General features: G+C 69.0%; 18 protein-coding genes. 12 read left to right on the top strand and 6 right to left on the bottom strand.

Features of this window, described 5'->3' with window-relative positions:
- Nucleotides 1–12: 12 nt before the first annotated feature.
- From N5K27_RS14930 to N5K27_RS14905, 6 genes are all read left to right on the top strand, one after another.
- A complete protein-coding gene (locus N5K27_RS14930) occupies nucleotides 13–1,839 on the top strand; it encodes a putative porin (RefSeq protein WP_087841360.1) in 1,827 nt (608 codons plus the stop codon).
- A 10-nt stretch (nucleotides 1,840–1,849) separates the two neighbouring features.
- The gene (locus N5K27_RS14925; RefSeq protein WP_132980082.1) at nucleotides 1,850–2,545 is read left to right on the top strand and encodes a hypothetical protein; all 696 of its coding nucleotides are present in this window, start codon (nucleotides 1,850–1,852) and stop codon (nucleotides 2,543–2,545) included.
- Between the two features lie 133 nt (nucleotides 2,546–2,678).
- Nucleotides 2,679–3,611, top strand: a complete 933-nt coding sequence (locus tag N5K27_RS14920) for a peptidylprolyl isomerase (protein ID WP_132980083.1) — start codon at nucleotides 2,679–2,681, stop codon at nucleotides 3,609–3,611.
- Nucleotides 3,612–3,636: 25 nt separating this feature from the next.
- Nucleotides 3,637–4,149: a YbjN domain-containing protein gene (locus N5K27_RS14915; protein WP_087841357.1), complete on the top strand. Its 513-nt coding sequence runs from the start codon at nucleotides 3,637–3,639 to the stop codon at nucleotides 4,147–4,149.
- 43 nt (nucleotides 4,150–4,192) lie between these two features.
- Nucleotides 4,193–4,432 carry a hypothetical protein gene (locus N5K27_RS14910; RefSeq protein ID WP_087841356.1) on the top strand — a complete coding sequence of 80 codons (240 nt, stop codon included), beginning with the start codon at nucleotides 4,193–4,195 and terminating at the stop codon, nucleotides 4,430–4,432.
- A gap of 175 nt (nucleotides 4,433–4,607) precedes the next feature.
- Nucleotides 4,608–6,263 carry a tannase/feruloyl esterase family alpha/beta hydrolase gene (locus N5K27_RS14905; protein ID WP_087841355.1) on the top strand — a complete coding sequence of 552 codons (1,656 nt, stop codon included), beginning with the start codon at nucleotides 4,608–4,610 and terminating at the stop codon, nucleotides 6,261–6,263.
- Between the two features lie 174 nt (nucleotides 6,264–6,437).
- Here N5K27_RS14905 and N5K27_RS14900 read toward each other — a convergent pair whose 3' ends face one another.
- Nucleotides 6,438–7,304: a pirin family protein gene (locus N5K27_RS14900; protein ID WP_087841354.1), complete on the bottom strand. Its 867-nt coding sequence runs from the start codon at nucleotides 7,302–7,304 to the stop codon at nucleotides 6,438–6,440.
- 116 nt (nucleotides 7,305–7,420) lie between these two features.
- On the opposite strand from N5K27_RS14900, the gene N5K27_RS14895 reads away from it, so the two are divergent.
- The gene (locus N5K27_RS14895; protein WP_279817318.1) at nucleotides 7,421–8,323 is read left to right on the top strand and encodes a LysR family transcriptional regulator; all 903 of its coding nucleotides are present in this window, start codon (nucleotides 7,421–7,423) and stop codon (nucleotides 8,321–8,323) included.
- 11 nt (nucleotides 8,324–8,334) lie between these two features.
- On the top strand, nucleotides 8,335–9,261 hold the full coding sequence (locus N5K27_RS14890) for a LysR family transcriptional regulator (protein ID WP_087841353.1): 927 nt from the start codon (nucleotides 8,335–8,337) through the stop codon (nucleotides 9,259–9,261).
- A 15-nt stretch (nucleotides 9,262–9,276) separates the two neighbouring features.
- Here the strand turns inward: N5K27_RS14890 and N5K27_RS14885 are convergent, their stop codons facing one another.
- Nucleotides 9,277–10,251, bottom strand: coding sequence for a tripartite tricarboxylate transporter substrate binding protein (locus N5K27_RS14885; RefSeq protein ID WP_087841352.1), 975 nt, complete (start codon nucleotides 10,249–10,251; stop codon nucleotides 9,277–9,279).
- A gap of 151 nt (nucleotides 10,252–10,402) precedes the next feature.
- On the opposite strand from N5K27_RS14885, the gene N5K27_RS14880 reads away from it, so the two are divergent.
- On the top strand, nucleotides 10,403–11,122 hold the full coding sequence (locus N5K27_RS14880) for a class II aldolase/adducin family protein (RefSeq protein WP_087841351.1): 720 nt from the start codon (nucleotides 10,403–10,405) through the stop codon (nucleotides 11,120–11,122).
- A gap of 99 nt (nucleotides 11,123–11,221) precedes the next feature.
- Nucleotides 11,222–11,641 carry a cupin domain-containing protein gene (locus N5K27_RS14875; protein ID WP_087841350.1) on the top strand — a complete coding sequence of 140 codons (420 nt, stop codon included), beginning with the start codon at nucleotides 11,222–11,224 and terminating at the stop codon, nucleotides 11,639–11,641.
- A gap of 5 nt (nucleotides 11,642–11,646) precedes the next feature.
- Here N5K27_RS14875 and N5K27_RS14870 read toward each other — a convergent pair whose 3' ends face one another.
- Together N5K27_RS14870 and N5K27_RS14865 are read right to left on the bottom strand one after the other, a co-directional pair.
- Entirely contained in the window at nucleotides 11,647–12,621 is a 975-nt protein-coding gene (locus N5K27_RS14870; RefSeq protein ID WP_243724584.1) for a fumarylacetoacetate hydrolase family protein, read from the bottom strand.
- A 128-nt stretch (nucleotides 12,622–12,749) separates the two neighbouring features.
- Nucleotides 12,750–13,526 (bottom strand): helix-turn-helix domain-containing protein, encoded by a 777-nt coding sequence (locus tag N5K27_RS14865; RefSeq protein WP_165963230.1) that lies wholly within the window; start codon nucleotides 13,524–13,526, stop codon nucleotides 12,750–12,752.
- A gap of 190 nt (nucleotides 13,527–13,716) precedes the next feature.
- On the opposite strand from N5K27_RS14865, the gene N5K27_RS14860 reads away from it, so the two are divergent.
- Together N5K27_RS14860 and N5K27_RS14855 are read left to right on the top strand one after the other, a co-directional pair.
- The gene (locus tag N5K27_RS14860) at nucleotides 13,717–14,706 is read left to right on the top strand and encodes a tripartite tricarboxylate transporter substrate-binding protein (RefSeq protein WP_279817315.1); all 990 of its coding nucleotides are present in this window, start codon (nucleotides 13,717–13,719) and stop codon (nucleotides 14,704–14,706) included.
- Between the two features lie 9 nt (nucleotides 14,707–14,715).
- Nucleotides 14,716–15,687, top strand: a complete 972-nt coding sequence (locus N5K27_RS14855) for a tripartite tricarboxylate transporter substrate-binding protein (protein WP_087841349.1) — start codon at nucleotides 14,716–14,718, stop codon at nucleotides 15,685–15,687.
- Here the strand turns inward: N5K27_RS14855 and N5K27_RS14850 are convergent.
- Nucleotides 15,684–17,018, bottom strand: coding sequence for a hypothetical protein (locus N5K27_RS14850; RefSeq protein ID WP_338615627.1), 1,335 nt, complete (start codon nucleotides 17,016–17,018; stop codon nucleotides 15,684–15,686). The genes N5K27_RS14855 and N5K27_RS14850 overlap by 4 nt on opposite strands.
- Nucleotides 17,015–19,690 carry a tannase/feruloyl esterase family alpha/beta hydrolase gene (locus N5K27_RS14845; protein WP_087841348.1) on the bottom strand — a complete coding sequence of 892 codons (2,676 nt, stop codon included), beginning with the start codon at nucleotides 19,688–19,690 and terminating at the stop codon, nucleotides 17,015–17,017. The genes N5K27_RS14850 and N5K27_RS14845 overlap by 4 nt, the downstream gene beginning before the upstream one ends.
- Between the last annotated feature and the right edge of the window lie 27 nt (nucleotides 19,691–19,717).

The following is a 19,717-nucleotide window of genomic DNA, read 5'->3' as shown; positions in this document are numbered from 1 at the left end:
GTGAATTCGCTCATGAATCAATCGACAGCATCCGATCGCCGCGCGACCCGCGGCAGCCACAGCCGGGCGCAGCGGCCGGCCGCGCAAGCGACGCACGGCCGCCCCGGCCTCCGAGCCATCGCCGCCGCCGTTGCCTCGGTCGTCGGGCTGCTGGGAACCGTCCCGGCCCAGGCCCAGACCGCAGCGCCCAATGAAAGCGCGATGGTCCGCCTGATCCGCGGCCTGATCCAGAGCGGCGCCCTGGCCAAGGACGTGGGCGAGGCGCTGCTGGCGCAGGCCCAGACCGAGGCGCTTGCCGCGCAGCAGGCGCAGCGCCAGGCGGCGACCGCCGCCACGGCCGGCGCCGCCGGCGGCGCGCTGCGTCCCGAGCCGGGCGACGTACGCGTCCCGTACATTCCCGAGACCGTGCGCGACCAGATCCGCGACGAGATCAAGGGCCAGGTCATGGCCCAGGCCAAGTCCGAGGGCTGGGCGGCCCCCAACGAGACGCCCGAGTGGACCAAGCGCATCCGCATCGAGGGCGACATGCGCGTGCGCAACGAATCGCGCTTCTATTCGGACGGCAACAGCAACATCGAGGTGGACTGGGCCGCGATCAACCGGGGCAGCGGCTATGACGTCAACGGCAACACCAATCTGTCGCTGCCCAACACCATCAACACCCGCGAGAACCGCAAGAACGTGTTCCGCGCCCGAGCCCGGCTGGGCGTCTACGCCGACCTCTCGGACCGGACCGAAGTGGGCGTGAGGCTGGCCACCGGCAGCGACGAAAGCCCGGTGTCGACCACCCAGACACTGGGGGGCGGCCTGGGCAAGAAGAACGTCTGGCTGGACCAGGCCTACCTGGCGCACAAGCCGCTCGACTGGCTGACGGTGGTGGGCGGCCGTTTCGGCAATCCCTTCTTTTCGTCCGACACCCTGTTCTCGTCGGACCTGAATTTCGATGGCCTGGCGGTGAAGGCCGAGCGGCCGTTCGCGGCGAATCCGGACGTGTCGCTGTTCGGCAGCCTGGGCCTGATTCCGCTGGAGTATTCATCGGACAGCTTCCCGGGCACCAGCCAGGACAAGGCGCGCAGCCACAACAAGTGGCTGATCGGCGCGCAGATCGGTTCGAACTGGAAGGTGAACGAGGACAACCGCCTGCGCGGCGCGGTGGCGTACTACGACTTCCGCAACATCAGCGGCAAGGTGTCGCAGCCCTGCGCCCTGTATGCCGGCGCCGACCATTGCAGCACCGACTGGTCGCGTCCCGCCTTCATGCAGAAGGGCAACACGCTGATGCTGTTGCGCAATATCTCGCTCGATCCGCTGGATCCCGCCAACACGAAGATGCCGCAATACGTCGGACTGGCGTCCAAGTTCCAGTTGCTGGACCTGAACTTGCGCTGGGACACCAAGGTCGCCGGCGGCTACGGACTCAGGCTGGATGCGAACTACATCCGCAACCTGGCCTATGACGCCGACGAAATGTGGACCCGCTCGGGCGGCGGCATCGTCAACAACTTCGGCGGCACGGGCGGCACCGGGCGTTCGGACTTCAGGAGCGGCGCCAACGCCTACATGCTGCAGGTCACGTTCGGCAAGCCCGCGCCGGTCGCGCGCGGCGACTGGAACCTGCTGGCCGGCTACAAGCGCATCGAGCCCGATGCCCTGCCGGACGCCTACAACGATTCGTCCTTCCACCTGGGGGGAACGAACGCCAAGGGCTACTACGTGGGCGGTTCGTACGCCATCGACAAGAACACCTGGTTCACCGGCCGCTGGATGTCGACCAAGGAAGTCTACGGCGCGCCGTTCTCCGTCGACATGCTGCAGGTCGAGTTCAACGCCCGCTTCTAAGGAGAACGACGTGCATTTCGCATCCATAGTGCCGTCGGCGGCCGCAGGGCGCCGCGCCGCCTGCGCGGCGGCGCTGCTGCTCGCCGCCGCCGGCGGCGTCCAGGCCCAGCAGGCACCAAGCATGGAGGAACGTTTGCGGGCCCAGCTGCGCATCACGACCTCCCAGCTCCAGCAGGCGCAGAACGAACTGGCTGCGCTCAAGGCCGGCCAGGGGCCCGCCGCGGCGCCGGCCAAGTCCGACGAACTGGCGGCGATGAAGGAGGAACTGTCGCGCGCCAAGGCCCAACTGGCGGCCGAGCGCGAGTCGCGGCAGAAGGCTCGCGATGACAGCGTGCAGCTCAAGGAACAGGCCGAGGCCGCCCTGGAGAAGGCGGGCGCCCAGGTCGCCCAGTACCGCAACGCCTACGACGAACTGCTGAAGATGGCCCGGGCATCGGAGGCCGAACGCCAGCGCCTGGCGTCGGAGACGTCGGCGCAGCGCACCGCGATCGGCCAGTGCGAGGCGAAGAACGCCCAGCTGTATGCCGTGGGCAAGGAGATCCTCCATGCCTACGAAACCATGGATGTCGGCACCGTGCTGGCCGCGCGCCAGCCGTTCGCGGGCGCCGCGCGGGTCAGGCTGGACGAGACGGCCCAGCAGTTCGGCGACAAGCTGTACGAGGGCCGGTTCGACGCCCGTGGCGTGGCATCCGCCGCGGCGCAGTAGCCCGGGCGCGGTGCGGGTGCTGGTGTCGGCCGAGGTGGTCTTGTCACATTGTTTCGCTGCAATAGGGCACACCGGCCGCCACGGCACCGTCATCACCGCGTAGCAGTCACGATCAGAGAAGGAAGTCGAAGTCATGAAACTCAAGCAGAACCCCTCCACGCACTCCATGCCGGCCGTCCTGGCGGCCTTGTTCGCCGCCTGGCTGGGCGTCGCCGCCACGGCTCACGCAGCGGACAGCGGCGCTGCGGTCGCCAGCGTGGGCAGCGTCTCGATCAGGCAACAGGAGGTCGAGCAGCTCCTGCGCGGCATGCCCGATGCCGAGCGCGATGCCGTCAAGGGCAATCGCGCCGGTCTCGAGAACTGGCTGCGCCAGCGCCTGGCCAGCGAGGCGCTGCTCAAGGAGGCCCAGGCCAAGGGCTGGGACAAGCGCACGGAAATCAAGACGCGCGTGGACGCGGCGGTACGCGAGGTCACGGATCGCATCGTCGCCACCTCGTACCTGGATTCGGTCGCGCAGCTTCCCGAAGGCTATCCCTCGGAGGCCGACGTGCGCGCCGCCTACGAACGCGCCAAGGAGGGCTTCCAGCTTCCCGCCGCCTATCACGTAGCCCAGATCTTCCTGGCGGCGCCGGCCGACGACGGCGCTGCGGTGGCCAAGGCCCGCGCACAGGCGCAGGATCTGGCGGCCCAGGCCCGCCGCGGCGATTTCGCCGAACTGGCGCGCAAGCATTCGCAGGACGAGCGCTCGGCGGCGCGCGGCGGCGACGTCGGAACCCTGCCCCTGGCGCAGTTGCTGCCCGAGGTGCGAGAACCCGTTTCCCGGCTGCAGCCCGGCCAGGTGAGCGAGCCGGTCCAGTCCCAGGCAGGAATACATGTACTCAAGCTGCTCGACTCGCAGGCGCCGCGCACCGCGACCCTGGACGAGGTCAGGCCGCGCCTGCAACAGGTGCTGCGGCAGCAGCGCAAGCAGGAACTGATCGAGGCCTACATGGCCAGGCTGGCACCGGCCGGCTCGGTCAAGATCGACAGCGCGGCGCTGGATGCCGCGATGAGCAAGGCCAACTGAACATCATTCATCATCAGGACAGAACATGAGCAAGAACGATAACCAAGCCGCCGTGGAAACCACCGCAGCCCCGGTGCTGACTGTCGTCGGCGCGGACCAGGTGGCCGAAGCCATCAAGGCCGCCGGCTGCGCCGTGACCCCGATCGAACAGGATGGCGTGGTCCGCCTGCACAGCGCCAGTCACGGTGTCGGCTTCCAGGTGCTCTGGGGCAACGCCCAGGCCAAGGACCAGTACGCCGATTTCACCTTCAGCTGCCCGCTGCGGGTACAGGGCGGCGAACTTCCGGCCGGCCTGCTGACCGAATGGCATCGCACCAAGCGCTTCGCACGCGTTTCCCAGCATGGCGATTTCGTCGTGCTGGAGATGGACGTGGTGGCGGCCGGCGGCGTGTCGCCCAACCACCTGGCCGTCGCGGCGCAGATCTGGACGCAGATGATGGGCCAGTTCTTCCTCTACCTGCGCAATTTCCGCGCCGAAGAGGGGCAGCAGGCCGGAATCGGCGAGGCCGAGAACGCGCCCGCCATCGCGACGGCTTGACGCAGCGCAGCCGCCGGATCGCTGGGTGACACGGGAGAAGCACATGCAGGAGACGATCGCTGTCCGCCATGACGCCGAAGGCGCGGCGCAGGAAGCCATCCAGCGGCGATTGAACGCGACGGCGCGTCAGCTGGAGCGGACGCGGCGTGTGGAGACCGCTCGCATCCGGCAGCGCGAGCGGCTGCTGCGCATGCTGGCGGAGTCCATGGCGGAGCTCGGTATCTCGGGCGCGGAGCTCCAGGCCGCGCGCCGCGCCTACAAGCAGGCGACGGACAAGAAGTAGCAGGAGCGGGCCGGTCGGGCCCGCTTTCACGGATCCGGCCTTGATACAAAGTAAGGTGACTTGATTATTTACTTTGTTAATCAATTGAGGCATCTTTGCCGGACGCGCGCCATGGCTCGTGTCCGGGCTGGTGGGTGCGCGAGAACGACAAGAAACTCGCATCCGGGGGAGATCCATGAAGATCCGTCACGTCCCGCTCTCCGCATTCCTGTTCGCCGCCCTGGCGGCCTGCGGCGGCAGCGATGACCCCGCACCCACGCCATCCGACCCCGGTCCGGGGCCGTCCGCCGCCCAGTCGTGCAGCGACCTGAACGGCAGGATGATCGCCAAGGCCGAGATCGGCAAGCCGACCTCGGGCGCCGTGGTGCAGTCGGCCACGCTGGTCAAGGCCGATGCCGAGGGCAACGCCAACGGCGAATACTGCGCCGTGCGCGGCATCGTCATGCCGGTCGATCCGGCCGCGCCCAACCTGGAGTTCCAGGTGAACCTTCCCACGGCCTGGAACAAGCGCGCGCTGCAACTGGGCGGCGGGGCGTTCAACGGTTCGCTGGTGACGGGACTGGGCAAGTATCCGCTGCAGCCGGCCGATTCCAAGGCGCCGCTGGCGCAGGGCTACGTGACCCTGGGCAGCGACGGCGGTCACAAGTCCAGCGCGGGCTTCGATGCCTCGTTCGCGCTGAACGCCGAGTCGCTGATGAACTTCGGCCAGTTGTCCATCAAGAAGACGCACGACGTGGCGATGGCGCTGATCAAGGCCCGCTACGGCGCCGCGCCCGAGCGCTTCTATTTCATCGGCGCTTCGCAGGGCGGCCACGAGGCGCTGGACGCCGCGGCGCGCTATCCCGACGACTATGACGGCGTGGTGTCGAACTACCCGGCCTACAACGTGACCATGCTGCACCTGGGGTCCCTGAACGCGGGCCGCGCCATGTACGGCAACGGCGGCGCCAACTGGATGAACGCGGCCAAGGTCAAGCTCCTGACCGATGCCGTCTATGCCGCCTGCGATCCGCTGGACGGCCTGAAGGACGGCGTCATCAGCAACGTGGCCGGTTGCGACGCGGCGTTCGGCATCGCCGGCGTGCGCGCCACGCTGCGCTGCGCGGGGGGCGGCGACATGGGCGACACCTGCCTGTCCGACGCGCAGATAGCGGGCGTGGAGACGATCGCTTCGCCCTACAAGCCAGGCGTGGAAATCGCCGGCATGACCCAGTTCGAACGCTGGCCGATACTGGAAGGCGCGCTGTTCAACGTGTCGTCCTATGGCACCGTTCCCCAGCCCTCCAACCCGCTGTCGGGCAAGGAGGCGCTGCTGTACTCGGTCGGCGCGGCCACGACCAAGTACATCATCACCCGCGACGTCAACTTCGATCCCATGACGCTCGATCCCAAGACCTACGAGACGCGCATCAAGGAGGTGGGCGGCATCATGGACGTGTCCGACGTCGACCTGGGGCCGTTCATCCAGAAGGGCGGCAAGCTGATCATGATCCACGGCACCGCCGACGACTTCATCACGCCGCACAATTCCATCGTCTATTGGAACAAGCTGGTGGCGGGCAAGGGCCAGTCCACGGTCGACGGGTTCGCGCGCTTCTACGTGGTGCCCGGCCTGGGACATGGCTTCGGGCCGTTCAATGCGACCTACGACGCGCTGGGGGCATTGACCGGCTGGGTCGAGCGGGGAGCCGCGCCGGGCGTGTTGACCGCCATCGATGCCAACCCGGGCGCGGCCCGGACGCGGCCGATGTGCCGGTTCCCGGGATGGCCTAAGTACAAGGGCGAAGGGCCGGTCGGCGACGCGGCAAGCTTCGCCTGCGTGACGGAGTAGGAGAGGGCGCGGGCCGGGGCGCCTTGTGGGCGACCCTGCCCGCCCGCTTACTTCGACGGATTCAGCGTGTTGTAGCTGGTGATCAGGTTGCGCCGGCGATGATGAGCTGCTTTTTGCCGGGGGCAAGCGAAGGCTGCCCCGCGGGCAGGGGCCGGGAGCGGCGCTCCCGGGAAGTCAGGCCGCGGCGCGCTCGAAGCGCCCGGCGTTGTAGTCGTCGATGGCCTGCTGGATCTCGGCCTGCGTGTTCATGACGAAGGGACCATAGCCCACGACCGGTTCGTCGATGGGTTCGCCCGCCAGCCACAGCACGACGGCATCATTGTTGGCCTCCAGCGTGACACCGGTGCCATCGCGCTCGAAGTGGACGAGCTGTCCTTCGCGCGCCACGGTCTCGCCGTTCACCAGCACCGTCCCGCGCAGCACGACCAGCGCCAAGGTGTGGCCAGGCGTGCCGTCGAAGCGGGCGTGGCCGCCCTGCGCCAGGCGGATGTCCCACATGTCGATGGGCGTATGGGTCCGGGCCGGGCCCTTGCCGCCGCCGTATTCCCCGGCGATCACCCGCACGCGGCCGGCGCCGTCGGGCAGGTCGATCGAGGGAATCTGCGCGTCGAGCAGGGTCTGGTAGCCCGGTTCGCTCATCTTGTCCCGCGCGGGCAGGTTGACCCACAACTGCACCATTTCCATGGTGCCGCCGCGCTCGGTGAAGGCGCGCGAGTGGAATTCCTCGTGCAGGATACCGCCGGCCGCGGTCATCCACTGCACGTCGCCCGGGCCGATCAGGCCGCCGGCGCCGGTGGAGTCGCGATGCTCGACCTCGCCCTGGTAGACGACCGTGACGGTCTCGAACCCCCGGTGCGGATGGCGGCCCACCCCGCGCGGACGGGCGGCGGGCGGAAAGGATGTGGGGGCGGCATGGTCCAGCAGCAGGAACGGGCTGAGGTGGCGGCCCAGGCCGTCGTAGCCGAACAGCGAGCGCACGGGAAACCCGTCGCCCACCCAATGGGGCCGGGGAGCGCTGTAGACGCCGAGGATTTTCTTCATGCCGATCTCCTGGTAGGAACCGTGGTAACGGTCGATGTAGACATGATATGGACGGGACGAAACGCCGGGTAGGTGGCAGAATTCGCATGGAGCGTTCTATTTAAGGAACGATGGACATGCAGGATCTCAACGATCTCTATTACTACGTGCAGGTGGTGGACCACGGCGGTTTCGCACCGGCCGGGCGCGCCCTGGGCATACCCAAGTCCAAGCTCAGCCGCCGCATCGCGCTGCTGGAGGAACGCCTGGGGGTCCGGCTCATCCAGCGCTCGACCCGCCGCTTCGCGGTGACGGAGATCGGCCAGACCTACTACGGCCATTGCAAGGCCATGCTGGTGGAGGCCGAGGCCGCCGACGAGGCCATCGCCGTGATGCATGCCGAGCCGCGAGGCACCGTGCGCATGTCATGCCCGGTAGCGCTGCTGGATGCGCGGGTGGCCGACATGGTGGCCGAATTCATGGTTGCCCATCCCCGCGTGGAAGTTCATCTGGAGGAGACCAACCGGCGGGTGGACGTGGTGGGAGAGGGCCTGGACATCGCCTTGCGGGTGCGGCCGCCGCCGCTCGAGGACAGCGGGCTGGTCATGCGGGTGCTGGCGAACCGCGGGCAGTACCTGGTGGCATGCCCGGAGCTGCTCAGGAACGGCATCCCTCGCGTGCCGGCGGATCTCGCGGACCTGCCCAGCATGGCGCTGGGCGTGCCGCAGCAGGAGTATGTCTGGAACCTGATCGGACCCGACGGCGCGCATGCCGCCGTGCGTCACCACCCGCGGCTGATCACGCGCGGCATGCCGGCGCTGCGCGCGGCCGCCGTGGCGGGCGTCGGCGTGGTGCAATTGCCGGCGATGATGGTACGCGACGAGCTGGTCAGCGGCGAACTGGTGCACGTCATTCCCGGCTGGGCGCCGCCGCGCGAGATCATCCATGCGGTATTCGCATCGCGGCGCGGCCTGTTGCCTGCCGTGCGGGCCCTGGTCGAGCACCTGGCCGACCGGTTCGCGGAACTGGACGAAGACTGAGGCCCCCCGACATGGACGACGATCGCAAGGGCGCGGACGCCAGGAGTTTCCCCGACTACCGCCAGATCAGCATATTCACCGCCTTGTACGAGGTCGCGAGCATCGCGCGCGTGGCCGCGCGCCTGGGGATGAATCCTTCCACCGTCAGCATGGCGCTGGCCCGGCTGCGCGAGATCTACCAGGACGACCTGTTCGTGCGCAGCGCCGTCGGCATGATACCGACCATCAAGGCGGAGTCCATCTATCCGGGCCTGAAGCAGGCCCAGCAGCTGTTGCAGGCCAGCGCACTGGAGGGCGATGCCTTCGATCCCGCGGTGGCGACCCGCCACTTCCGGGTGGCGATGAGCGAAATCGGCGTCTATGTGCTGATGCCCGGGCTACGCTCGTTGCTGGCGGGCGAGGCGCCGGGCGTCAGCCTGGAACAGATCGAGATCACCGCCGATACCCCCTGGCACCTGGAGTCAGGCACGCTGGACCTGGTGCTGGGCCATGTGCCGACCATGGGCAAATCGGTCATCCGCCAGCGGCTGTATCGCGAGCACTATGTCTGCCTGGGGCGCGCCAGCCATCCGGCGCTCCGGGCCGGTATGCCGGTGGAGGATTTCCTGCGGCTGCCGCACCTGTCGGTGGCCAGCCGGGGCCGCAACCGGCGGCGCTGGGAGGACCATGCGGCCGAGAAGCTGGGCGCGCGGCCCAACATCCGGTTGGAGCAATCGAGTTTCGCCGGTATCGAGCACCTGCTGGCCGACAGCGACCTGGTGGCCGTGGTGCCGGCCCGCCTGAGCCGTGCATTGATGCGCTTCGCGCCGCTGATGGCGGTGGACCTGCCGTTCGAGTCGCCCAGCTACGTGGTCCACCAGCATTGGCATTCCCGGCACAGGAAGGATGCCGGGGCGACCTGGCTCAGGAAGGCGCTGGCCCGCATCGCGCAGGGCTGAGCGCCGGCGGGCCGTTTATTCGACCGTGATGTGGTTGCGCTCGATCAGCGATTTCCACATCGCGCGTTCTTCCTTCAACTGTTGGCTGAACCTGGCCGGCGTGTCCGAGACCGGGAGATAGCCTTGCTCGATCAGGCGCTGCTTGACCGACGGCTCCTGCATGGCCTTGACCACGGTCTGGCTCATCTTCTGGATCACGGCGTCGGGCGTGCCGGCGGGCGCCATCACGCTGAAGGACTGCGGCACGTCGGGCAGGCCCTTGTCGGTCCAGACCGGCACCTTGGGGAACAGCGGCGACTTGCTGCTGATGGCGAGCGGGACGGCCTTGCCGGACTTGATGTGGGGCAGCACGGATGCCACGTCCGATTGCAGGAAGTCGAGCCGTCCGCCCAGGAAGTCCTGCATGGTCGGCGCCATGCCCTTGTACGGCACGTGCGTGAACGCGGCGCCGGTTTTTTCTTCCATGACCTTCACGCCCAGGAAGGTGGGCGAACCGTGGCCGGCCGATCCGAAGGCCAGCTTGCCGGGTTCGCTCTTGCCGGCGGCCAGCAGGTCGTCCAGCGTCTTGAAGCGCGAGCCGGGCGGCACGACGTAGACCAGGGGCGCGTCCACGCCGCGGGCCACCGGCACGAGATCCTTCTCGGCGTCGTAGGGCAGGTTCTTGTACAGATAGGGATTGACCGCGATCGCCGGCGTGGCCGAGACCAGGAAGGTGTAGCCGTCGGGCGTGGCGCGCGCCGCCGCCGCCGCGCCGATGTTGCCGCTGGCACCGGGTTTGTTCTCGACCACGACGGTCTGCCTGAGCGCCTTGCCCACGCCTTCGGCCAGCAGCCGGGCGTAGATGTCGGTGCCGCCGCCGGGCGACGAGGGCACGACGAAGGTGATGGGACGGGTGGGCCAGTTGTCGGCCGCGGTGGCGGCCAGGGCGAACGAAAGCGCCAGGCCGCCGCCGATCAGGGCCAGCCCGCGCGCGAGGGGAGTTGGGGTCATGCGTGTCCTCCGGATGTTCTCTTGTTGGGGCCGAGTATTTCACAGGCTGGCCGCCAAGTCGGTCAGCCGGATTGATGTCGAAGATCAAGAAAATTGATGCATGCTTCGGGTGCACAATATGCGATCGATACTACGAGCGGAAACGGGGAGCATGCTCATGAACGAAATCGTGCTGGAGGCGCGCCGCAACCTGGCGCGGGCCAACCGCATCCTCTACCTGAAAGGCATCGTCGACGGGTTCGGACACGTCAGTTGCCGGCACCCCGAGATCGCCGGCCACTACCTGATCTCGTGCAACCGGGCGCCCAACCTGGTCAAGGAAGCGGATATCGTCGAGCTGGACGAGGATTCGAACCCGGTGGGCGGCGATACCCGGCGCCTGTACCTGGAACGCTTCATCCACGGCGAGATCTACCGTACCCGTCCCGACGTCCGCGCCGTGGTCCACAGCCACTCGGCGGCCATGATCACCATCGCCGCCACCGACGTATCCGTCAAGCCCATGTTCCACATGGCCGGGTTCCTGACGCGCACCGCGAAGTTCGACATCCGCGAGGCGACCGGCCGCGAGACCGACATGCTGATACGCGACCACGACCTGGGCCGCCACCTGGCCGACACCCTGGGACCCGCCAGCGCGGTGCTGATGGTCGGCCATGGATCGACCATGGTGGGGACCAGCCTGGAAGAAGCCATCTACCGGGCGGTGTACGCCGAGGTCAACGCGGGCATGCAACTGGGGGCGATGCGGATCTCGGACAATGTGCGCTACCTGTCCGAGACCGAGTCCGACCTGGCCACCGAGACCAACCGCGGCCAGCTCAAGCGGTGCTGGGACCTGTGGTGCGAGGAAGTGGACATCGACGCCTGACCCGCGCGCGGCGCTACGCCGGCGCCGCCACCGGTGGTATCGTGCGATCCGGACGGCACATGGGCCGCCGCACAATAATCAAGGCAAGGGGACATCGCCATGAAACGGATCGTGGGGGGACTGGCCGCGCTGGCATTGGCGCTGGCCGGGGGCACGGGCATGGCGGCGGAATCGCCCGGCGTGCAGGTCGAGAAGCTGATGGAGAGCGGCGCGTCGTGGGACGGCCGTCCCTACGTGGCCTATCCGTCCGGCGCGCCGATGTTGACGGTGCTTCGGATCACGATTCCCGCCCACAGCGCGCTGCCCTGGCATACCCATCCCATTCCGAACGCGGCCTATGTCCTGTCGGGCGAACTGACGGTCGAGAAAAAGGAAACGGGCGAGACGCGCCTGCTCAAGCAGGGCGACGTCCTGCCGGAAATGGTGGGCGAATACCACCGCGGCGTGACCGGCGACCAGGGCGTGGTGCTGATCGTGTTCTATGCCGGCAGCCGCGGCTTGCCGCTGTCGCAGCAATAGGGGCGTCAGCCCGCCTGCACCGGGTTGCTGAGCTTGCCTATCCCCGCCACGGTAACGCTGACGGGGCCGCCGATCTTGTTCAGGTCGGCGTTCTGGACCGCCCGGCCGGGCTTGCCGCCCGAGGCCAGCGCCGTGCCCATCGACACCACGTCGCCCGGCACCAGCGTCATGTAGCTGGAGACGAAGGCCAGGACCTCGGGCAGCTTGTGGAAGAGGTTCGCCGTGTTGTCGCTGGCGTATTGTTCGTCGCGGACGTGGCACGAGATGTCCAGCGCGTGCGGGTTGGGAATCTCGTCGCGGGTGACGATCCACGGGCCCAGCGGCGAGAACGTGTCCGAACCCTTGTAGCGGCCGCTGTACGAGACGTGGCTTTCGACGTAGCGGATGCCTTCGCCTTCCAGCGCCGGATGGATGGCGCGGTAGTGGAAGCTGTCCTCGTCGCGCATGGTGGGCGAGGTCAGGTCGTTGTGGATGGTGTAGCCGAACACATGGTCATAGGCGTCGGCCGCGTCGATGTCGCGCGCCAGCTTGCCGATCACGACCGCCAGTTCGGGTTCGGGGTGCACGCGGCCGTAGTGGGGCTTCAGGCGTATCGGTTCGCCGTGGCCGGCCAGTGCCGACCAGGGCTTGGTGAAGACCGCCGGGTGCTTGGGGCCCTTGACGATGCGGTCGGTGTTGGCGCTGTTGTTCAGGGCCAGGCAGCACAGTTTCGAGGGGCGCGGCACGGCGGGAAGGAAGCGGACCGTGTCCATGGGCAGGCGCGGCAGCCCGGCCTGGCCCAGCGCGGCATGTACCTGCCGGAGCTGGTCCCAGAAATCGGGGCCGGCTTCGATCAGCCGATGCATGTCCAGGGGGCCCTGGAAGTCGGGTGCGAATTGGCGGCATGCGGTTTCGGCGTCGATCAGTTCGGAATCGGAGATCACGAATCCGACGCGCGCGGCGTCGGGCCGGTCGAAGGTGGCGTAGCTGGCGAGTTTCAAGCGAGGCTCCAGTCCTGACGAGAGTGGGAACGGGGCGGCGCACGGGCCGCCTCGCGGCACGACAGCTTAATTCCGCGCGGCGGCGGCGCAGAATCTCGCCGCCGCTTCTTTCCGTGTCGCGGAACGCGTCAGCCGAGCGCGAGCCGCTCGTCGACGGCGGCGCAGATTTCCTGGCGCGTCCGATCGAGCTGGTCCACGCATTCACGCAGGCGCTCCGGGGTCAGCAATGCGCTGAAGGTGGTCAGCGACAGGACGCCCAGCACGCGGTCGCCGTGGGCGAGCGGCACGGCCAGCGTGGTGCTGGAACCGCGGCCCTGGCCCTTGCGCAGGCCGTACCCGCGCCGGCGCGTGGTGGCCAGTTGATGCTCGATGTCTTGTTTGACCGGCGGCCACAGGGCCGGTTCGGGTAGCGAGGCCTGCATCCACTGCAGCAGGCGGTCGCGTTCGGCCTGGCCGCAATAGGCCAGGTAGGCCTGCCCCATGCCGGAATGCACGAGGTCGTGGACGTGGCCGACCGTGGTGTGCTCGGACCCGATGGGGCTGTAGGGCATGGAGCTGTAGCGCACGACGATGTGGCCGCGGTCCAGGGTGCCCAGGGCCAGCGGCAGGCCGGTGGCGCGCGTGTTCCTGAGCACGATGGGCGCGCCGACTTCCACCACCAGTTCGGGCTCGGAGAAGCCTTCGCTCAGGCACAGGACCTTCTCGGTCAGCGTGTACGTGCCCTTGACCACGTCGGCGCGCACGTAGCCCTCGCTCTTGAGCGTGGCCAGCAGGCGGTGGATGGTGGACTTGGGCAGTCCGGTGGCCTGGTGCAGGGACTGGAGCGAACTCTGCGGCTGGTGGTTCAGCGCCCGCAGGATGTTCAGCGCCCGGACCACCGGCCCGATGGCGTTCGTTTCGGACATGCCTGCCGTTTCCTCCATGTGCTGGCGCCCCGATGATAGCGCCGGGCCGGCTTTTTCCGGAATCGCCGCGTTCCGTGACACGGAATGCTCGCGTGCGGAGTGGCAGCGGCGGCGGAGGGCGCTCCTATACTGCGCCCCGGCGACCCCCGCAGAGGGGCGCGACCATGAAGAATGAATGAAGGAGACCCCGATGGGGACTGGCAACTTATCCCGTCGTGCCATGCTGGCGCTCGCGGCCGGCTCGATGCTGCGTCCGGTTGCAGCCGCCTCCGGCGCGTCCTCCGCCTATCCGAGCCGTCCTGTCCGGCTGATCTCGTCGTTCGCGGCGGGCGGCACCACCGACATCCTCGCGCGCCTGGTGGGCAAGCAGCTCTTTCCGTCCGCGGGGCAGGTCGTCGTGGTCGAGAACCTTCCCGGGGCGGGCGGAACGATAGGGGCGGCGGCCGTCGCCCGCGCGCCCGCCGACGGCTACACGCTGGAGATGGGCGGCGTGTCCACGCATGCGATGGCCGGCGCGCTGTACAAGCAACTGCCGTTCGACCCGGTGGCGTCCTTCGAGCCGGTATGCATGCTGGTCTACGCGACCACCGCGATCGCCGTGCCCGCCTCGTCGCCGTTCCGCAGCCTGGCTGACCTGATCGCGCATGCGCGCGCGAACCCCGGCAAGATCACCTACGGCTCGGGCGGCATAGGCAGCATCAACCACCTGGCCCTGGCCTCGCTGGCGAGCACGGTCGGCATCGACCTGCTGCACGTGCCGTACAAGGGCGGCGGCCCGGCGGTGACCTCGCTCCTGCAGGGCGAGACCCAGTTGTTCGCGGGCGGCAGCTCGCTGCTGCTGCCCCATGTGCGGGCCGGCAAGCTGCGGATACTGGCGGTGACCGAGGACAAGCGCGCCCGCGTGCTGCCGGACATTCCCACGGTGGGCGAGACGGTGCGTGGATTCCGCGTGGTCAACTGGTACGGCGTGCTCGGGCCCGCTGGCCTCGCGCCCGGGATCCGGGAGGCGCTATGGAAGGAACTCGACCGCGTCATGCGCCTGCCCGAGGTCGAACGCCAGCTCGATGCGATGGGCCTGGAGTATCCGGGCATGTCGTCGGCCGCTTTCAAGGCCTCCCTGGCCGAGGATAAGGAACGCTGGGGACGCGCCATCCGGGAACTGGGCATTCTGCCCGAATAGGAGATCGATATGCGGACCATCCTGCTTGCCGTCCTGGGGACGGCCATGTTGTCCACCTCGCCCGCGCTGCAGGCGCAGGAACCGGCGTATCCGTCGCGGCCGATCCGGCTCATCGTGGCGTTCGGGCCGGGCAGCGTGAACGACGCGATGGCCAGGGAACTGGCCAAGACCCTGTACGGCGAACTGGGCCAGCCGGTGATCGTCGAGAACAAGCCCGGCGCGGGCGGCGTGGTCGGTACCGACTATGTCGCCAAGGCGGCGCCCGACGGCTACACCCTGGGCTTCGGGACCAGCTCGCAACTGGTGATGAACGTCGGCCTGCAGAAGTCGCTGCCGTTCGACGTGGAGCGCGACCTGGCGCCCATCGGCCTGGTTTCGCGCACCCCGTTGGCGCTGGCGGTGCCGGCGGGCGGGCCGGGCTCGCTGGCCGACCTGGTCAAGGCGGCCAAGGGGCGCTCGCAGTCGATGACGTATTCGTCCAGCGGCGTGGGCTCGATCAACCACATCGCCGGCGCCGCGTTCGCGCGCGCCGCGGGCATCGACCTGATGCACGTGCCCTACAAGGGCGCGGCCGTGGCGGCCGCCGACCTGGCCGCGGGCCGGGTCGACATGATGCTGGTGACGCTGCCCAGCATGGCCGGCCTGGTGGAGCAGGGGAAGGTCAAGGTGCTGGCCAACGGCGTCGATCGCCGCGGTGCCTCGACGCCCGACGTCCCGACGTTCGCGCAGGCCGGCCTGCCGGCTTTCAAGGGCTACACCTGGAACAACGTGTTCGCCCCCGCGGGCACGCCGGCCGCGATCGTCGCCCGGCTCAACGCCGCGCTGAACCGTGTCCTGGCCGACCCGCAGGTGGTCCAGTTCGCCCAGCGCCAGACGGCCGAGATCATGGCGCCATCCACGCCGGCCCAGGCCCTGGCGTTCGAGAAGAACGAGCGCGCGACCTGGGTGCCGTTCATCCGCAGCCTGGGCATCGAGCCTTAGCGCGGCGGGACCCGCGAGGACAGCGGCGGCGGCTGGTAGCCGACCTGGATGCGGCAGGTCTGTTTGCCGCCGTGGCCGTAGTCCCGTTCATAGCCCTTGCACAGCCGCGCCACTTTCTCGGGCGTCGGTTTTTCCCCCTTGTCCACCCAGTCCATCAGCGCGGTGAACAAGGCGGGGTACTGGGGTTCGCTCAGGTAGCTGTGTTCGGCCTCGTCCGAGAACGTCTGCACCAGCTTGTCGCCGCTGCCCGCCCGGTCGACCCGTTCGCGGTAGGCCGATTCCAGTTCGACGAAGGCCGTCGGGTCATGGATGGCATGCAGGGTCAGCACGGGCATGGCAAGCCTGCCGCCCGGCGTGCTGTCCACCATCAGCCGTCCCACCGCCAGCGGATCCGCGCGATAGCGGGCCACCCCGGCGTTCAGCGCGGCATCGTCCGGCGAGCCGCCGTACACCACCTTCTCGTTGCCGAAGGGATTGCGGCCGTCCAGCCGTTCCTGCGTAAGATCCCGGAACAGCCAGGTGGCCCAGTTCATGTTGGACACGAAGGTGCGTTCGGGAATCTTCACCACCGACAGGATGGTCTTGAGCCTGGCCGCCTGCTCGGCGCTGCGCTGCGCGGCCGGCTGGCCGACGCCCGTGCATTCCCGGATGCGCGCGGCCAGGTCCGCCCGGGTCAGCGTGGAATCCTTGGGCAGCCCCATCCACAGCGGGTACTGGGGTTCGTCGGGGCGCGGATGGTTGCGGCAGACGTACTGGTACACGACGCGCAGGTCCAGGCGGAAATCGTAGGCGGTGTTGCCGCCGCCCAGCACGCCGCTGGTCAGCAGTACGGCGTCGTAGGGGCCGGGCCGGCCTTCGACGGTGCCATACAGCTCCGCCGCCTTGGAGGCCACGCCGCCGCCGTAGCTCTGGCCGTGCAGCAAGGTGCGCCGGGGCTGGCCGAACTGCCGGACGAACAGGCGGCGCAGGCGCTCGGTGTCCTCGGCGGCCATGGTGACCCCATAGCCGCCCCGGCGGTAGGACGAGCCGGCCCAGGCATAGCCCGCCTTCACGGTCACGGCCCAGCGGGTCAGGTCTTCCTGGCTGCGTTTCAGGGTGGAGGGGCCCAGGTCGGGACCGCCGTGGGCGTGCATGACCAGCACCCGGTTCCAGTCGCGGGGGATCGCGATCCAGTAATAGGCGCCTTCGCTGTCCTGTCCGTTATAGCAACGCGCGTCGGCGGGAACGTCCTTGGGGCAGGGCGCGGGCCGGGCGCGGTCGGTGGCGGCGTGGGCCGTGGCCGCGCCGAAGGCCAGCGCGGCCAGCAGGGAGAGTCGGGGCAGGGTTTTCAATGGCGGACTCCGGTGGCGAAGATGGCGGTGGATCCCGTGCCCGAGGCGTAACCCAGGATCCCGTGGGTGAAGAGGAAATGGTCGTTGCCCGAGGTGCCCGCTTGGGCGACGCCCGGCACCGGGGTGTCGTAGGCCACGGCCATCGTGCCGCCGTCCAGGTCCAGCGTGGCGCCGGACAGGGTGGCTTCCAGATTGCGCGCGCCGGTGCCGGCAACGGCGTAGACCCCGTCGGCCGCGCCGGAGGCCAGCGACTGCTGCGGCGCATACAGGCGCATGCCGTAGCTGGTGGCCGACTCCCGTACCAGTTGCAGCGGGACGGCATTGCCGTTGACCAGCCCGATCACCATGGAGCCTGCGGGCGTGCCGCCGGTGGTGCTGGCCGGATCGGCGGGCGCAGTGGCCAGCAGGTCGAAGGCCCCGCGTGCGGCGTTGTAGGTGATGTATCCCTTGGCGGTGGACGTGCATGCGGCGTCGTAGGTCATGAAGCCGCCGGTGACGGGATCCCGGCACAACTGGAAGGTGCCGGCGTTGCGCAGCCGGCCCGCCGCCTTGTAGGCCGCTGCCGTGCCGCCCGCGCCATGGTGGACGCCGATCAGGTCGTAGATGGCGGCGACCGGATTGAAGACGGTGGGCGAACCGGTGTTCTCGAACGTGGTGGCAAAGGCCAGCAGCGGTTCGAAGCCGCCGCCGGATGCCGGCAGCACGCCGCCTTGCAGGACACCGCCCGCGCCGAACATGTAGACCGCGCCGCCTTCGTCGCTCGCATAGGCGCAAGTCGTCTGGGCGCGCAGGCTGCCCTCGCGCACGGTGCCGGCCGCGCGTTGCAGGCTGGCGTCTATCGTGACGGTGTAGCGCAGCGAAGCGGGGTCCACGGTCACCGTCAGTTCCTCGCCCAGCGTGTTGCCGCCCTTGTAGCGGGTCACCGCGGCGGGCAGGTTGGGGCAGGCCAGCGGGTCGCCCGTTTCCTGTACGCAGCTGTAGTTGACGGCGGCGTCCAGGCTGCCGCTGCCGCGGTACTTGGGCCAGGCGGGGTATTGGCACAGGGGCCGCGTGCGGCCATAAGTGGCGGCCACCGCGTCGGCCGCCACCGGCGTGCCCGGAGGCAGGCCTTGCTCCACCCAGCCTTCCAGCGCGGCCAGCGAATCCCAGTTGGGAATGAACACGCCGGTGCCGTGGCCCATGCCGGGCACGGTGTAGAAGCGTATGCCCTTGTCCACGGCCTCCTGCCCCACGGTGGCGACCACGCGCTGGTAGTAGTCGATGGTGGAGTTGGGACTGATGACCTCGTCGGCCAGGCCGTGCAGCATGATGAGCTTGCCGCCGCGGGACAGGAAGGGGCGCAGGTCCGGATCGGTGGCGTCGGTGATCGCGGACACGGCCTGCACCCGCGCGGTGTAGGCGCCGGGGTTCTGCGGGTCGAAGCCCAGCGTGTCGAAGGTGGCAGAGCGGGTGACGAAATACTTGACCCACTGGTCGCCCGTCACGTACATGTTGGCATCGGCCGAGGTTGCCGGGTTGCCCGGCACGCGCCGCGTACCCAGGTCCCGCGAGGTGTAGGGGCCGGCCACCAGCGCGCCTTCCAGGATGTTGTAGCCGCCCGCGCGTTCGACGCCGTTGGCGAGCCGGTAGGAGGAGAACTCCAGCGGCGCCTCGAGCGTGCGGATCGTGGCCAGTTGCGCGGCGGACAGGCAGTGATCGCCTTCGTCGGCGCCCGAGGGGCAGCGCATGGCCGCCAGGTTGGACGCGTTCAGCAGCCGGCAGCTCTCCACGTTGCTGACGATGTCGTCGACCGCGCCGTCCAGCTTGTCGCAGGCCTGCTTGACCGTGTTCTGCACCATCAGCGTCTTGGCCACGTTGAGCCAGCCGGCTCCGCCATTGGCGTACAGGGCGCGGCCGAGCGCGACGTTGGACAGGCGCGTGCCGGAGTAGTTGAGCGCGGGCTCGTTGGCGATGACGCCGTCGTAGTCCGTCGGCCAGCGCTGGATGTGCGCCAGCGCGTCGCGGCCGCCCGTGGAAGTGCCCAGGAAATAGGCGTGCCTGGGCGCCATGTCGTAGTAGGCCCGCACCAGTTGCGCGGCGACGTCGCGGGTCTTCTTCAGCGACTGGCCGCCGTAGTTGGACAGGGCCTCGTCGTTGGCGGCGAACTTGCCGTCGGTGATGCTGCCGCTCTGGTGGCCGGAGTCGTCGCCGTAGGTGGCGTAGCCCAGGGCCAGCGGGGCGGGCTTGTCGGCGGGGCCGAAGCGTATGGTCTCGGTGCCGTCGATGAGCCGGCCGTTGAAGCCGCCGCCGCCGAAGTGGATGGTCTTGCCGTTCCAGCGCAGCGGCAGGTTCAGCGCGAAGTTGATGTCGGGCGAACCGGCGTTCACGGGCTTGATGACGCCGCGGACCCGGCAATAGGCGCCCAGGGCGTTGCCCTCGGCATCGGCGGCGACGTCCACCGCCTCGGACACCGTTGCGCCGCCCGAGGGCAGCGTCAGCTGGGCGGGAGAGAAGCCGCGCGCGGCCAGCGAGGCGCAGGCCAGGGCGGGGGCATAGGGCGGGCCCGAGGCGGCCGGAGGGTCTTCGGGCGGGTGGCCGGCGGGCGAGTCGCCATCGCCGCCGCCGCAGCCGGCCAGCGCCGCGACGGCGGCAAGCAGCAGGGGCAGGGCGGGGTGGGAGCGGGGTGCGGTCATCGTATCGTCTCCAGGGCCGGCCCTCTC

Source organism: Pigmentiphaga sp. GD03639 (assembly GCF_029845405.1).
GTDB classification, from domain to species: domain Bacteria; phylum Pseudomonadota; class Gammaproteobacteria; order Burkholderiales; family Burkholderiaceae_B; genus Pigmentiphaga; species Pigmentiphaga daeguensis.
Note: the sequence above shows the minus strand (reverse complement) of the source record. Positions and strands in the feature narration are given on the sequence as shown.

Coding starts and splice junctions, on each gene's coding strand:
- N5K27_RS14905 (WP_087841355.1), top strand. CDS start 4,608: ATGAAGATCCGTCACGTCCCGCTCTCCGCATTCCTGTTCGCCGCCCTG.
- N5K27_RS14900 (WP_087841354.1), bottom strand. CDS start 7,304: ATGAAGAAAATCCTCGGCGTCTACAGCGCTCCCCGGCCCCATTGGGTG.
- N5K27_RS14855 (WP_087841349.1), top strand. CDS start 14,716: ATGCGGACCATCCTGCTTGCCGTCCTGGGGACGGCCATGTTGTCCACC.
- N5K27_RS14845 (WP_087841348.1), bottom strand. CDS start 19,690: ATGACCGCACCCCGCTCCCACCCCGCCCTGCCCCTGCTGCTTGCCGCC.
- N5K27_RS14875 (WP_087841350.1), top strand. CDS start 11,222: ATGAAACGGATCGTGGGGGGACTGGCCGCGCTGGCATTGGCGCTGGCC.
- N5K27_RS14910 (WP_087841356.1), top strand. CDS start 4,193: ATGCAGGAGACGATCGCTGTCCGCCATGACGCCGAAGGCGCGGCGCAG.
- N5K27_RS14880 (WP_087841351.1), top strand. CDS start 10,403: ATGCTCATGAACGAAATCGTGCTGGAGGCGCGCCGCAACCTGGCGCGG.
- N5K27_RS14860 (WP_279817315.1), top strand. CDS start 13,717: ATGGGGACTGGCAACTTATCCCGTCGTGCCATGCTGGCGCTCGCGGCC.
- N5K27_RS14930 (WP_087841360.1), top strand. CDS start 13: ATGAATCAATCGACAGCATCCGATCGCCGCGCGACCCGCGGCAGCCAC.
- N5K27_RS14885 (WP_087841352.1), bottom strand. CDS start 10,251: ATGACCCCAACTCCCCTCGCGCGCGGGCTGGCCCTGATCGGCGGCGGC.
- N5K27_RS14915 (WP_087841357.1), top strand. CDS start 3,637: ATGAGCAAGAACGATAACCAAGCCGCCGTGGAAACCACCGCAGCCCCG.
- N5K27_RS14890 (WP_087841353.1), top strand. CDS start 8,335: ATGGACGACGATCGCAAGGGCGCGGACGCCAGGAGTTTCCCCGACTAC.
- N5K27_RS14895 (WP_279817318.1), top strand. CDS start 7,421: ATGCAGGATCTCAACGATCTCTATTACTACGTGCAGGTGGTGGACCAC.
- N5K27_RS14865 (WP_165963230.1), bottom strand. CDS start 13,526: ATGTCCGAAACGAACGCCATCGGGCCGGTGGTCCGGGCGCTGAACATC.
- N5K27_RS14920 (WP_132980083.1), top strand. CDS start 2,679: ATGAAACTCAAGCAGAACCCCTCCACGCACTCCATGCCGGCCGTCCTG.